At 62.3% G+C, this 13,068-nt stretch carries 12 protein-coding genes and 1 pseudogene; 11 read left to right on the top strand and 2 right to left on the bottom strand.

Annotation, left to right across the window (positions count from 1 at the left end):
• Nucleotides 1-9: 9 nt before the first annotated feature.
• The 4 genes from sucC to ACO6VM_RS09820 all read left to right on the top strand — a co-directional run bounded on the left by sucC (nucleotide 10) and on the right by ACO6VM_RS09820 (nucleotide 4,827).
• Nucleotides 10-1,176, top strand: coding sequence for an ADP-forming succinate--CoA ligase subunit beta (gene sucC, locus ACO6VM_RS09805; RefSeq protein ID WP_008091914.1), 1,167 nt, complete (start codon nucleotides 10-12; stop codon nucleotides 1,174-1,176).
• A complete protein-coding gene (sucD, locus tag ACO6VM_RS09810) occupies nucleotides 1,176-2,060 on the top strand; it encodes a succinate--CoA ligase subunit alpha (RefSeq protein WP_003254203.1) in 885 nt (294 codons plus the stop codon). The genes sucC and sucD overlap by 1 nt, the downstream gene beginning before the upstream one ends.
• Nucleotides 2,061-2,498: 438 nt before the next feature.
• Nucleotides 2,499-3,812, top strand: a complete 1,314-nt coding sequence (gene brnQ, locus ACO6VM_RS09815) for a branched-chain amino acid transport system II carrier protein (protein ID WP_390969706.1) — start codon at nucleotides 2,499-2,501, stop codon at nucleotides 3,810-3,812.
• 265 nt (nucleotides 3,813-4,077) lie between these two features.
• Entirely contained in the window at nucleotides 4,078-4,827 is a 750-nt protein-coding gene (locus ACO6VM_RS09820) for a DUF599 domain-containing protein (RefSeq protein WP_422403195.1), read from the top strand.
• A 67-nt stretch (nucleotides 4,828-4,894) separates the two neighbouring features.
• On the opposite strand, the gene ACO6VM_RS09825 is transcribed toward ACO6VM_RS09820, so the two are convergent.
• The gene (locus ACO6VM_RS09825) at nucleotides 4,895-5,167 is read right to left on the bottom strand and encodes a hypothetical protein (protein ID WP_125464887.1); all 273 of its coding nucleotides are present in this window, start codon (nucleotides 5,165-5,167) and stop codon (nucleotides 4,895-4,897) included.
• Nucleotides 5,168-5,303: 136 nt separating this feature from the next.
• Between ACO6VM_RS09825 and ACO6VM_RS09830 the strand changes: the two genes are divergently transcribed.
• The 4 genes from ACO6VM_RS09830 (at nucleotide 5,304) to ACO6VM_RS09845 (ending at nucleotide 9,206) form a co-directional block, all read left to right on the top strand.
• Nucleotides 5,304-5,780 (top strand): PaaI family thioesterase, encoded by a 477-nt coding sequence (locus tag ACO6VM_RS09830; protein ID WP_422403196.1) that lies wholly within the window; start codon nucleotides 5,304-5,306, stop codon nucleotides 5,778-5,780.
• On the top strand, nucleotides 5,777-6,235 hold the full coding sequence (locus ACO6VM_RS09835) for a PaaI family thioesterase (protein WP_422403197.1): 459 nt from the start codon (nucleotides 5,777-5,779) through the stop codon (nucleotides 6,233-6,235). The genes ACO6VM_RS09830 and ACO6VM_RS09835 overlap by 4 nt, the downstream gene beginning before the upstream one ends.
• A 107-nt stretch (nucleotides 6,236-6,342) precedes the next feature.
• A complete protein-coding gene (gene htpG / locus ACO6VM_RS09840; RefSeq protein WP_422403198.1) occupies nucleotides 6,343-8,250 on the top strand; it encodes a molecular chaperone HtpG in 1,908 nt (635 codons plus the stop codon).
• A 230-nt stretch (nucleotides 8,251-8,480) separates the two neighbouring features.
• Nucleotides 8,481-9,206: a dienelactone hydrolase family protein gene (locus tag ACO6VM_RS09845; protein ID WP_422403199.1), complete on the top strand. Its 726-nt coding sequence runs from the start codon at nucleotides 8,481-8,483 to the stop codon at nucleotides 9,204-9,206.
• An 81-nt stretch (nucleotides 9,207-9,287) separates the two neighbouring features.
• Here ACO6VM_RS09845 and ACO6VM_RS09850 read toward each other — a convergent pair whose 3' ends face one another.
• Nucleotides 9,288-10,151, bottom strand: coding sequence for a pirin family protein (locus ACO6VM_RS09850; RefSeq protein ID WP_401056235.1), 864 nt, complete (start codon nucleotides 10,149-10,151; stop codon nucleotides 9,288-9,290).
• 118 nt (nucleotides 10,152-10,269) lie between these two features.
• Between ACO6VM_RS09850 and ACO6VM_RS09855 the strand changes: the two genes are divergently transcribed.
• The 3 genes and pseudogenes from ACO6VM_RS09855 (at nucleotide 10,270) to ACO6VM_RS09865 (ending at nucleotide 13,005) form a co-directional block, all read left to right on the top strand.
• Nucleotides 10,270-11,286 (top strand): amidohydrolase family protein, encoded by a 1,017-nt coding sequence (locus ACO6VM_RS09855; protein WP_422403200.1) that lies wholly within the window; start codon nucleotides 10,270-10,272, stop codon nucleotides 11,284-11,286.
• Between the two features lie 93 nt (nucleotides 11,287-11,379).
• A pseudogene (locus ACO6VM_RS09860) lies at nucleotides 11,380-12,150 on the top strand (MCP four helix bundle domain-containing protein); the annotation flags it as partial.
• Nucleotides 12,142-13,005 carry a methyl-accepting chemotaxis protein gene (locus ACO6VM_RS09865; protein WP_390969810.1) on the top strand — a complete coding sequence of 288 codons (864 nt, stop codon included), beginning with the start codon at nucleotides 12,142-12,144 and terminating at the stop codon, nucleotides 13,003-13,005. The pseudogene ACO6VM_RS09860 and the gene ACO6VM_RS09865, both read left to right, overlap by 9 nt.
• The last annotated feature ends 63 nt before the right edge of the window (nucleotides 13,006-13,068 follow it).

Consider the following 13,068-nt stretch of genomic DNA (forward strand, 5'->3'; position numbering starts at 1 on the left):
GTAAAAAGCATGAATCTTCACGAGTATCAGGGTAAGCAGCTGTTCGCTGAATACGGCCTGCCAGTTTCCAAGGGTTTCGCAGTCGACACCCCTGAAGCTGCAGCAGAAGCCTGCGACAAGATCGGCGGTTCCGAGTGGGTTGTTAAGGCCCAGGTTCACGCGGGTGGTCGCGGTAAAGCGGGCGGCGTCAAGCTGGTTCGCAGCAAGGAAGACGCCAAGGCGTTCGCTGCCCAGTGGCTGGGCAAGCGTCTGGTGACCTACCAGACCGACGCCAACGGTCAGCCAGTGACCAAGATCCTGGTCGAATCCTGCACTGACATCGCCAAAGAGCTGTACCTGGGCGCTGTAGTCGATCGCTCGAGCCGCCGCATCGTGTTCATGGCTTCCACCGAAGGTGGCGTGGACATCGAGAAGGTCGCTCACGAAACTCCTGAGAAGATCATCAAGGCGACTATCGATCCGCTGGTCGGCGCTCAGCCGTTCCAGGGTCGTGAACTGGCATTCCAGCTGGGTCTGGAAGGCAAGCAAGTTGCACAGTTCGCCAAGATTTTCGTAGGCCTGGCCAAGCTGTTCAAAGAACACGACCTGGCCCTGCTGGAAGTCAACCCGCTGGTCATCAAGGCCGACGGCGACCTGCACTGCCTGGATGCGAAGATCAACATCGACGCAAACGCCATGTACCGTCAGCCTAAGCTGAAAACCTTCCACGACCCGTCCCAGGACGATCCTCGTGAAGCCCACGCAGCCAGCTTCGAGCTGAACTACGTCGCGCTGGAAGGCAACATCGGCTGCATGGTCAACGGTGCCGGCCTGGCCATGGGTACCATGGACATCGTCAACCTGCACGGCGGCAAACCAGCCAACTTCCTCGACGTTGGCGGCGGTGCCACCAAAGAGCGCGTTACCGAAGCGTTCAAGATCATTCTGTCCGACAGCAATGTCGCGGCCGTTCTGGTCAACATCTTCGGCGGCATCGTTCGCTGCGACATGATTGCCGAAGGCATCATCGGTGCAGTGAAAGAAGTCGGCGTTAAAGTTCCGGTCGTCGTTCGCCTCGAAGGCAACAACGCTGAACTGGGCGCTAAAGTACTGGCAGAAAGCGGTTTGAACATCATTGCGGCAACCAGCCTGACCGACGCTGCTCAACAAGTTGTAAAAGCTGCGGAGGGCAAGTAATGAGCGTCCTGATCAATAAAGACACCAAAGTCATCTGCCAGGGCTTCACCGGCTCGCAGGGTACTTTCCACTCCGAACAAGCCATCGCCTACGGCACCAAGATGGTCGGCGGCGTAACCCCAGGCAAGGGTGGCACCACCCACCTGGGCCTGCCGGTGTTCAACACCGTCAAGGAAGCTGTGGAAGCGACCGGCGCTGACGCTTCGGTGATCTACGTACCGGCTCCGTTCTGCAAAGACTCGATCCTGGAAGCTGCCTTCGGCGGCATCAAGCTGATCGTCTGCATCACCGAGGGTATCCCTACCCTCGACATGCTGGACGCCAAGGTCAAGTGCGACGAGCTGGGCGTTACCCTGATCGGCCCTAACTGCCCAGGTGTCATCACCCCGGGCGAGTGCAAGATCGGCATCATGCCAGGCCACATCCACCTGCCAGGCAAGGTCGGTATCGTGTCGCGTTCCGGCACCCTGACCTACGAAGCTGTCAAGCAGACCACCGACGCCGGCTTCGGCCAGTCGACCTGCGTCGGCATCGGCGGTGACCCGATCCCGGGCTCCAACTTCATCGACATCCTGAAGCTGTTCCAGGAAGACCCGAAGACCGAAGCGATCGTCATGATCGGTGAGATCGGCGGTTCGGCTGAAGAAGAAGCTGCGGCCTACATCAAGGCCCACGTGACCAAGCCAGTGGTTTCCTACATCGCGGGTGTGACCGCTCCTGCGGGCAAGCGTATGGGCCACGCTGGCGCCATCATTTCCGGCGGCAAGGGCACTGCGGACGAGAAATTCGCCGCGCTGCAGGACGCTGGTGTGAAAACCGTGCGTTCCCTGGCTGACATCGGCAAGGCCCTGGCCGAGCTGACTGGCTGGGAAGCCAAGAAGTAAGTAACACGTAGTACCCCCCACGCGCACAAAGGCCACCTTCGGGTGGCCTTTGTCGTTTCTGGGTGGGGTGTTTCCACGGCATCCTGAAGACCCTCTGGTCGTTCTGTAGTCATGACCAAGGCGATGCCGGTTGCGTTGATCGCGACGCTCGATCGGTTTCATAGGTTTTTTCGCACAGACAGCGCACTAGATGCCTGACAAAATTTTTGCCGTCACAGAGTCATCCAGACGACAAACACATACGCACATCGGACAAGCAGCACCGTTGCAGTGCGTTTAGTGGGTAAAACGGTTACCCTACGCGTTCACTCTGTGCCCGTGCCCCAAAAGGGAACGACACGCTAAACGGGTCTGGCTCATCAAGCCGGGCAACATTTCCCTCATTCATGGGGAAATTCCCTCACGAACCCCGATTTCAGCAGTGTGGTACTACCTTAAATGAAAGTGTTAAAAGGCCAGGATATCCTGGCGCTTGGCTTTATGACGTTTGCGCTTTTTGTTGGCGCCGGCAATATCATCTTCCCGCCCATCGTTGGCTTGCAGTCCGGTCCGCACGTGTGGATGGCGGCACTGGGCTTCCTCGTCACCGCGGTAGGCCTGCCGGTCATCACCGTGGTCGCCCTGGCCAAGGTCGGTGGCGGCATGGACGCCCTGAGCAGCCCGATCGGCAAGTTCTTCGGTGGCCTGCTGGCGGCCGTGTGCTACCTCTCGGTCGGCCCGCTGTTCGCCACCCCGCGCACCGCGACCGTCTCGTTCGAGGTGGGCGTGGCCCCGCTGACCGGTGAAAGCCCGCTGGCGTTGTTCATCTACAGCCTGGTGTATTTCCTCGTGGTGCTGGCTGTGTCGATGTATCCGGGCAAGCTGCTCGATACCGTCGGCCGCTTCCTCGCCCCGCTGAAGATCATCGCCCTGGCCGCCCTCGGCATTGCCGCGTTCATGCTGCCGGCGGGCACCATCGGTGAAGCGCAGCCGCAATACGTTGCCGCGCCGTTTTCCCAGGGCTTCATCAACGGCTACCTGACCATGGACACCCTCGGTGCGCTGGTCTTCGGCATCGTCATCGTCAACGCCATCCGCTCGCGCGGCGTGGAGTCGCCGAAGCTGATCACCCGTTACGCCATCATCGCCGGCCTGATCGCCGGTGTGGGCCTGGCGCTGGTGTACATCAGCCTGTTCCGCCTGGGCGCGGGCAGCCATGAAATCGCCGCCGGCGCCACCAACGGTGCGGCCGTTCTGCATGCCTATGTGCAGCACACCTTCGGCTCTCTGGGCAGCGGCTTCCTCGCCGTGCTGATCGCCCTGGCCTGCCTGGTGACCGCGGTTGGCCTGACCTGCGCCTGCGCCGAGTACTTCAGCCAGATCCTGCCGCTGTCGTACCGCGCCCTGGTGGTGATCCTGGCGGGCTTCTCGCTGCTGATCTCCAACCTCGGCCTGACCAAGCTGATCATGTTCTCGATCCCGGTACTCACCGCGATCTACCCGCCGTGCATCGTGGTGGTGGGCCTGAGCTTCGTCAAAGAGCTGTGGAACTCGCCGGTGCGCATCCTGGCGCCGGTGATGCTGGTGTCGCTGCTGTTCGGCATGGTCGATGCGATCAAGGGCAGCAGCCTCGCGCACATGCTGCCGGACGCCATGGCCCATCTGCCGCTGAGCGAGCAGGGCCTGGCCTGGCTGGTGCCTTCGGTGATCACCCTCGGCGTTGCCGTGGCCTGTGACCGCATGCTCGGCAAGCCGCGCGAAGTGCTGGCCTGATGCGATGAAGCCTGAGGGCTGGCAGCGGCCACAAGCCAACAGGGTGCCAGCCGCAGGTGAAAATCGAAAACCCCGCTGCCTGTGAAGGCGCGGGGTTTTTTATTGCCTGCCCCTACGCTATCGCGGGGCAAGCCCGCTCCCACGTTTGCGTCACAGTCCCGGAGCGTGGGAGCGGGCTTGCCCCGCGATTTTTTGCATGCCGCGTGCCTTTTGCCGAATCCAGGCGTCGAAAGCCGGTCTACCTCTTTTCTGTGCGGGTATCTGCATGAGCTTCATCCAAAACAACCTCGGCAACCTGCTGGCCGTATGCTGGTTCGCCATCTGTTGGGGCGGTTACACCCGCTATGCGTTATGGAAAGGCCGCGACACGGCATGCCTGGCCAGCGTGCTGCACTTGTACCGCGAAGACTGGATGCGCCGCATGCTGCTGCGCGACAACCGCATCGCCGACGCCAGCGTGATTGGCAACCTGGAACGCAATGCGTCGTTCTTTGCTTCCAGTACCCTGATCATTCTCGCCGGCATCCTCACCGTGCTCGGTGCCTCGGACCGGGCGCTGTCGTTGTTGGCCGACCTGCCGCTGGTGCAGCAGGCCTCGCAGGGGATGTCGGAGATCAAGCTGTTGTGCCTGGCGACGGTGTTCGTCTACGCCTTCTTCACCTTCAGCTGGTGCATGCGCCAGTACAACTTCGCTGCGGTGCTGGTGGGTTCGGCACCGATGATCGGCGAGCGCCAGGTGAGTGAACTGGAGCGCAATGCCTTCGCGTCGCGAGCGGCGCGGGTGTTATCCCTGGCGGCCAACCAGTTCAACCTCGGACTGCGTTCTTACTACTTCGGCATGGCCATGTTGAGCTGGTTCATCAGCCCGTGGCTGTTCATGGTCATGAGTGTCGGGGTGGTGTTCATTCTTTATCGCCGCGAGTTCCACTCCCATGTGCTTGAAGTGATGGTGTTCACGCCCACGCAAAGTGCAGCGGTAGAGGCGGGCAAGGAAACTTCGGCCACCATCAACTGAAGCGTTTCATCTAAAAGCAACAGGCACAAAAAAACCCGACATTGTCGGGTTTTTTTGTATTGGCCAATTACTGCTTGGCAGGCTCGCTCGGCGCTGGGGCGGCCGGAGTAGCCGGGGCAGCTTCTTCGGCGGCTTTCTGTTGCGCTTCGGCCTGATCTTTGGCGGCTTCGGCGTTTTCCTTGGCGGCTTCGTTCATCTTATCCTGAGCTTCGCCCATCTTTTCCTGGGCTTGCTCGGCGTGTTGCTGTGCGTCCTGGGCTTTGTCTTCGCTCGCTTTATCGCAAGCAGCCAGGCCCATGGCAGCGGCCAGCATCAGAGCAAAAGCAAAAGGTTTACGCATGGGGTGTCTCTCCTGGGTGGAATAACTTTACTTGTTCCTAAGAGTTCACCGCGGGCGGATAAGTTCCACGAATGTTAAAGATATATAACTGCCTGGCCTATATAGACTTTTCACTGATTTTATGCAGCGAGGGTGTATGAACGATACGCCATTGACGGCCATGGCCGAGCGATTTCTCTCGGCCTTGAAACACTGCCAGTTATTGCAGATGCGCGTGCAGCATGCTGATGCCCAAGGCATGACCCTGGTGCTGCCCTGGTCGCCGGCGATTGTCGGCAATCCGCAGAACGGCGCGGTGCATGGCGGTGCTCTGACCACGCTGATGGACACCACCTGCGGCATGGCGACGTTATGCGCGCTGCCGCGTTTCGAGGTATGCCCGACGTTGGACCTGCGCATCGACTACATGCACCCGGCCGAAGCCGGCAAGGACATCTATGGCCATGCCCAGTGCTACCGGGTCACCCGCGACGTGATCTTTACCCGTGGCAGTGCCTACCAGGGCGACCCGTCGCAGCCGATCTGCCAGGTGGTCGGCACCTTCATGCGCCTGGGCCAGGACATCAAGGGCGGCATCCGCTTCGGCAACAGCCTCAAGGAGCCACGCCAATGATCCCTGCAGGCACTCGCCAGCAGTTGAACGAAGCCCACGTCCGTGGCGATTACCGCCCGTTGCTGGCGCTGATTCCCTACGCCGGGCTGATCGGCATCGAATGCGAGCGCCAGGGCGACGACCTGTTGTTCCGCCTGCCGGCCTGCGAGAACAACATCGGCAACCCGCTGCTGCCGGCCATCCATGGTGGCGTCATCGCCGGCTTCATGGAGCTGTCCGCGGCGCTGTACCTGCTGATCTACAGCGAAAGCGCGAGCATCCCGAAAATCATCGATTTTTCCATCGACTACCTGCGTGCCGGCCACTACCGCGACACCTTCGCCCAGTGCCAGCTGTGGCGCCAGGGCCGGCGTGTGACCAACGTCGCCATCACCGCCTGGCAGGCCGATCGCGACACGCCCATCGCCACCGCCCGTGCGCACTTCAAGATCGAACCCGAGAAACCGATCGAATAGCCCCTTGAAATGGTCGGGCAAGCCCCCATCTGCTTAACATCCGCCAAGAAACGCAGGCCCACGGGGTCGCCAGGCGTCACCTACCAACAGATTGGAGTTTGAAGACGATGAGTGTGGAAACTCAAAAAGAAACCCTGGGCTTCCAGACCGAGGTCAAGCAACTGCTGCACCTCATGATTCATTCCCTGTATTCGAACAAGGAAATCTTCCTCCGCGAGCTGATTTCCAACGCCTCCGACGCTGCCGACAAGCTGCGCTTCGAAGCCCTGGCCAAGCCTGAGCTGCTCGAGGGCGACGCTGACCTTAAGATCCGCGTGAGCTTCGACAAGGCCGCCAACACCGTGACCCTCGAGGACAACGGTATCGGCATGAGCCGCGAAGACGTCATCGCGCACCTGGGTACCATTGCCAAGTCCGGCACCGCCGACTTCATGAAGAACCTCACCGGTGACCAGAAGAAAGACTCGCACCTGATCGGCCAGTTCGGCGTGGGCTTCTACTCGGCATTCATCGTCGCCGACAAAGTTGACGTGTTCAGCCGCCGCGCCGGCCTGCCGGCCGCCGAAGGCGTGCACTGGTCGTCCAAGGGCGAAGGCGAGTTCGAAGTTGCTACTGTCGACAAGCCGCAGCGCGGCACCCGCATCGTCCTGCACCTGAAAAGTGGTGAAGACGAGTTCGCCGATGGCTGGCGCCTGCGCAACATCGTCAAGAAGTACTCCGACCATATCGCCCTGCCGATCGAGCTGCCCAAGGAGCAGGCCGAAGCCGCCGAGGGTGAAGAGCAACCGGCGCAGGAATGGGAAACCGTCAACCGCGCCAGCGCCCTGTGGACCCGCTCGCGCACCGAGGTGAAGGACGAGGAATACCAGGAGTTCTACAAGCACATCGGCCATGACTTCGAGAACCCGCTGGCCTGGAGCCACAACAAGGTCGAAGGCAAGCTCGAGTACAGCTCGCTGCTGTACGTGCCGGCCCGCGCACCGTTCGACCTCTACCAGCGCGAAGCGCCACGCGGCCTGAAGCTCTATGTACAGCGCGTGTTCATCATGGACCAGGCCGAGTCGTTCCTGCCGCTGTACCTGCGTTTCATCAAAGGCGTGGTTGATTCCAACGACCTGTCGCTGAACGTCTCCCGCGAGATCCTGCAGAAGGATCCGATCATCGATTCGATGAAGACCGCGCTGACCAAGCGCGTGCTGGACATGCTGGAGAAGCTGGCCAAGAACGAACCCGAGCAGTACAAGGGCTTCTGGAAGAACTTCGGCCAGGTGCTGAAGGAAGGCCCGGCCGAAGACTTCGCCAACAAAGAGAAGATCGCCGGCCTGCTGCGCTTTGCCTCGACCCACGATGACAGTGGTGAGCAGAGCGTCGCCCTGGCTGACTACCTGGCTCGTGCCAAGGAAGGCCAGGACAAGATCTACTTCCTCACCGGCGAATCCTACGCCCAGGTCAAGAACAGCCCGCACCTGGAAGTCTTCCGCAAGAAAGGTATCGAAGTGCTGCTGCTCACCGACCGTATCGACGAGTGGCTGATGAGCTACCTCAGCGATTTCGATGGCAAGGCCTTCGTCGATGTCGCCCGTGGCGACCTGGACCTGGGCAAGCTGGACTCCGAAGAGGACAAGAAAGCCCAGGAAGAAGTGGCCAAGGACAAGGAAGGCCTGGTCGAGCGCCTCAAGGGCGCGCTGGGTGACAGCGTTGCCGAAGTGCGCGTCTCGCACCGCCTGACCGACTCGCCGGCGATCCTCGCCATCGGCGAGCAGGACCTCGGTCTGCAGATGCGCCAGATCCTCGAAGCCAGCGGGCAGAAGGTGCCGGATTCCAAGCCGATCTTCGAGTTCAACCCAAGCCACCCGCTGATCGAGAAGCTCGATGGCGAGCAGAGCGAAGACCGCTTCGCCGAGCTGTCGCACATCCTCTTCGACCAGGCGGCACTGGCGGCCGGTGACAGCCTGAAGGACCCGGCGGCTTATGTCCGTCGCCTCAACAAGCTGCTGGTCGAGCTGTCTGCTTGAGTTGATGCACAGAAAAGCCCGCTTCGGCGGGCTTTTTTATTGAGGGTGTTTGCCAGTTCCCTGTGGCAGCGGGTTTACCGGAGTGCCGGACCACCGCGAAGCGTGCGCCGCGGTGCATGGCACCGGCTTTGCCGGTGTTCGCGGTGGTCCGGCACTCCGGTAAACCCGCTCCCACAAGTCTGTGTAAACTCTAACCTCATGTTTTCCCGTGAAAGCCCAAGGAGAGCTGAATGAGCAAGGTCATCGTCGAGTCGCTGGTTTATCACCTGTCCGGCAAAACCTATGAAAGCCGCCTGGTCTATGCCCCTGGCGCACTGCCGCAGCCGGGCCTGGTGATGGCGCCGAACTGGATGGGGATTGGCGAAGGTGCCGAGCGCATCGCCAAGGAAGTGGCGGAGCAGGGCTATGTGGTGTTGATTGCCGACCTTTACGGGCAATCGGTGCGGCCGTCCAATGCCGATGAGGCCGGGGCGGCAATGATGCCGCTGAAGAACGATCGCGCCGAGCTGCGCAAACGCATGCAGGAAGCCCTGGCGCAGTTGGTGGGCCAGTCCAAGGCCCTGCTGGAGCCGGGCAAGGTGGCTACCTTCGGCTTCTGCTTCGGCGGTTGCTGCGCCTTGGAGCTGGCGCGTACCGGTGCCGATCTGAAGGCGGCCGTGTCGTTCCACGGCACGCTGGATACGCCGAACCCAGAGGACGCCAAGCGCATCAAAGGCGCTGTGCTGGTGCTGCACGGTGCATCCGACCCACTGGTGCCGAAAGAACAGTTGCCGGCCTTCGAAGACGAGATGAATGCCGCCAAGGTCGACTGGCAGTTGCTCAGCTACGGCGGTGCGGTGCACTCGTTCACCGACCCGAATGCCAATGTGCCGGGCAAGATGCAGTACGACCGACGCACGTCGGAGCGGGCATTCCGCTCGATGCATAACCTGTTTAAAGAAGTGTTCCAGCGCTGATCCATCGCGGGGCAAGCCCGCTCCCACAATGGCTGTACTTCACCCGTGGGAGCGGGCTTGCCCCGCTATCTGGGCCTGACGTCAACGCGGCAATTCGATCCGCCCGTTTTCCCCAGGCACCACCGGCCAATCGCCCGCCGCCCAACGCGCTCGCGCTTGCTCGATCAACTCCGGGTCACTGGCCACGAAATTCCAGTTCATCCGCCGCGGCCCATCCAGCGCCGCACCACCGATCAGCACCAGCTGGCACGCTTCTTCGGCGTACAGAACCATGGTTTCGCCCTCCGGCAGCACGACCAGGCTGCAGGCCTCCACGCGCTCGTCGTTGAGCGACAGTTCACCGTCCAGCACATACAAGGCGCGTTGCTCATGCTCGGCAGGGACTGTCAGCGTCGTGGCCGACTGCATGTGCACGTGGGCATACAGGGTAGGGGAGAGCACCGGCACTGGCGACTCCAGGCAAAAGCCATTGCCGGCGATCATGCGGATTTGCACCCCAAGGCTGTCACTCACTGGCAGGCTCGCCGCCGGATGATGGCTGTAGCTCGGCATGCCCTGCTCGTGCTTGCGGGGTGACGCCAGCCACACCTGCAGCCCGTGCAGTCGTGAGCCCTTGGCCAGCAGATCGGCAGGTGTGCGCTCCACATGGGCCACGCCGCCTCGCGCCGTCATCCAGCTCACATCCCCTGGCCGCACACGTTGGTCCGAGCCCAGGCTGTCCTTGTGCTGAATCTCGCCTTCGAACAGGTAGGTAAGGGTCGACAGGCCGATATGCGGGTGCTGGCGAATATCCATGCCGCTGCCCGGGGCGTAGTCGGTCTCGAGCATATGGTCGAAGAACACGAATGGCCCGACGCTGCGGCACTGGGCCGAGGGCAGCGGGCGCAGGATCGGCTGGCCCTCGACCGATTCGGCGCGGGGGCGGATGACCAAGGGGCTGCTCATGGGGGTACTCCGGAGTGGGCAGGGGAACTGCCCCAAGCATAGCGGTTCGCGTGCTGGCACTGAACCGCCAAAGCGGCCGGCCGGTCTACCCTTTCCATACCCTGCAAAGGAGGCGGCAATGATCGTGCGCATCCTCGCCGGCCTGCTGCTCTACGGATGCCTGTATCCGTCGGCCCAGGCCCGCGACTATCGTTACAGCGATGCCCACTTGCACTACCTGGACTTCTTCCAGGAAACCGAGGGCATGCCGGCGCTGCTAAAGGCCATGGACGCGGCCGGGGTCGAGCAGTCGATGATTTCTGGTATCCCGGTGGCCAAGAAATGGCATGAGGATGAGCCCAAGCGCCCGCGTTACTACGCGGGCGATGATGCCGACGCCTACTGGTACAGCGCCACCGACCTGTACGTGGCCGCGGCCCTGGAAAAGCTGGCGCCGGAGCAGCGGCGGCGCTTCCACCCGTTCCTTACCGGTTTCAACCCGGTGGACAAGAACGCCGTCAGCCACATCGAGCGCATGCTCGAGCTGTATCCGGGGCTGTGGCAGGGCATCGGCGAAGTGTTCACCCGCCACGATGACCTCACCGCACTGACCAGCGGCGATACGCCGCGGGCCAACAACGAGGCCATGACCCGCATCTACCACCTGGCCGCCGAGCGCGATCTGCCGGTACTGCTGCATTCCAACATCACGTCCAAGCGCGAGCGCAACCCACTGTACCTGGCCGAAATCGAGGAGCCTCTGCGTAACCACCCGCACACCCGGTTCATCTGGGCCCATGCGGGCAGCAGCCTGGAAATTCACCGGCACCAGACGCAGATGGACTTTCTGCTGCCGGTACTGACCCGGCTGCTCGAGGATTACCCCAATCTTTACGTCGACCTGTCCTGGAGCGTGCTCGAGCCTTACTTGCTGGATGCCGAAGGCGTGCCTCGCCAAGCCTGGCTGCAACTGGTAGAGCGCTTCCCTGAGCGGTTCATGCTTGGCTCCGACCTGGTGGGGTGCTTCGACAGCCTTGGCGAGCAGCTTCATGGCTTCAAGCCGTTTCTCGATGCCCTGCCGGAGGCGGTCGCGAACAGGCTGGCACGTGACAATTTCCTTGCCGTGCTACCCAAGGCGGCAAAGCAGGACAAGTAGCGTTTTGATATCGCGTTTTTGTCTTACGCAAATTTCGAGCCGCCCGATACCTTCTTTAAGCGACGGAACAATACCTTTGGGAGGGATCCTGAAATGAGCCTCAGACGCTTGAATATCGCCCCGCGCGCCGGGATCGGCTTCGGCATCATGGCCTTGCTGGTGGTGGCGCTGGGCAGTTTTGCCCTGCAACAGATGACCAACATGCGTCAGCAGGCCGAGCAGGTGGACGACAACTGGCTGCCCAGCATCATCTCGGTGGGCAGCATGAGCCAGGACATGCTGCGCATTCGCGCCCTCACCCTGCGCCTGCTGGTCAACACCGACAGCACGGCGCAGCAGCAGAACCGTGCCCGCATCGAAGAGATCAAGGCCGGCCTGAGCAAGGCCCAGCAGCGCTATGACGCGCTGATCGTGCTGCCGGAGGAGCGCACCCTGTTCGACCGCTACCTGGGCCTCGAACGCCAGTACATGACCCTGCAGGGCCAGGTGGTGCAGTTGGCCAGCGATGGCCGTATCGAAGCGGCTGCGGCGCTGGTCAATGGCGAGATCAACCAGATTGCCGATCAGATGACGGCCAGCCTCAACGAATTGATCGCGCTGAACACTCACCATGCCGGGCTGGCCACCACCACGGCCGAGTCGGTCTACAGTGCCGCGCGGGTCTGGGTCATGGGGCTGCTGCTGGTGGCCCTGACATTGACCGTGGTGCTGGCCATGGCCCTGACCCGCAGCATCGTGCGCCCCCTCGGGCAATCGCTGAAAGTGGCCGAGACGGTTGCCACCGGCGACCTGACGCCGCAGATCGCCGTGCATGGCGATGACGAGCCGGCGCGCTTGCTGGCGGCGCTCAAAAGCATGCAGCAAAGCCTGCGCGAGACCATCGGGCGGATTTCTGACTCGGCCAGTCAGTTGGCGTCGGCCTCCGAAGAGCTCAGCGCGGTGACCGAGGATGCCACCCGCGGCCTGCAGCAGCAGAGCCTGGAGATCGAACAGGCGGCCACGGCGGTCAACCAGATGACCGCGGCGGTGGAGGAGGTGGCGAGCAATGCCGTGGCCACCTCGGAAGCTTCTGCCGAATCCGACCGCATCGCCCGCCAGGGCCGCGCACAGGTGCAGGCCACGGTCACCGCTATTGAAGCGCTGGCCAGTGGCGTGGCCGGCAATGCCGAAGAGGTCGGCCAATTGGCCCAGCAGGTGCACGATATCAGCAAGGTGCTGGAGGTGATCGGGTCGATCGCCGAGCAGACCAACCTGCTGGCGCTCAATGCTGCCATCGAGGCGGCACGGGCCGGCGAGGCCGGGCGCGGGTTTGCCGTGGTGGCCGACGAAGTGCGGGCGCTGGCCCATCGCACCCAGGCCTCGACCCGCGAGATCGAACAGATGATCGTGGCTATCCAGGGCGGTGCCGAACGTGCCGTACAGGGCATGCAGCAAAGTGATGCGCGGGCCCGCTCGACCCTCGATGGCGCCCATGCCGCTGGAGCGGCGCTGGAAGCGATTGCCGGGGCCATCGGCCAGATCAACGAGCGCAACCTGGTGATCGCCAGTGCGTCGGAGCAGCAGGCCCAGGTGGCGCGGGAGGTGGACCGTAACCTGACCACCATTCGCGACCTGGCGCATCAGTCTTCAGCCGGCGCCGAGCAAACCTCGGCGGCGAGCCAGTCGCTGTCGCGGCTGGCGGTGGACTTGAATACCCTGGTGCAGCGGTTTTCGGTCTGAAGGCCATCGCGGGGCAAGCCCGCATCTCCTGAGATGCCCGCTTGGGTGTGGGGCCCCCACTCT

Source organism: Pseudomonas sp. GZD-209, from assembly GCF_049310485.1.
Classification (GTDB): Bacteria; Pseudomonadota; Gammaproteobacteria; order Pseudomonadales; family Pseudomonadaceae; genus Aquipseudomonas; species Aquipseudomonas sichuanensis.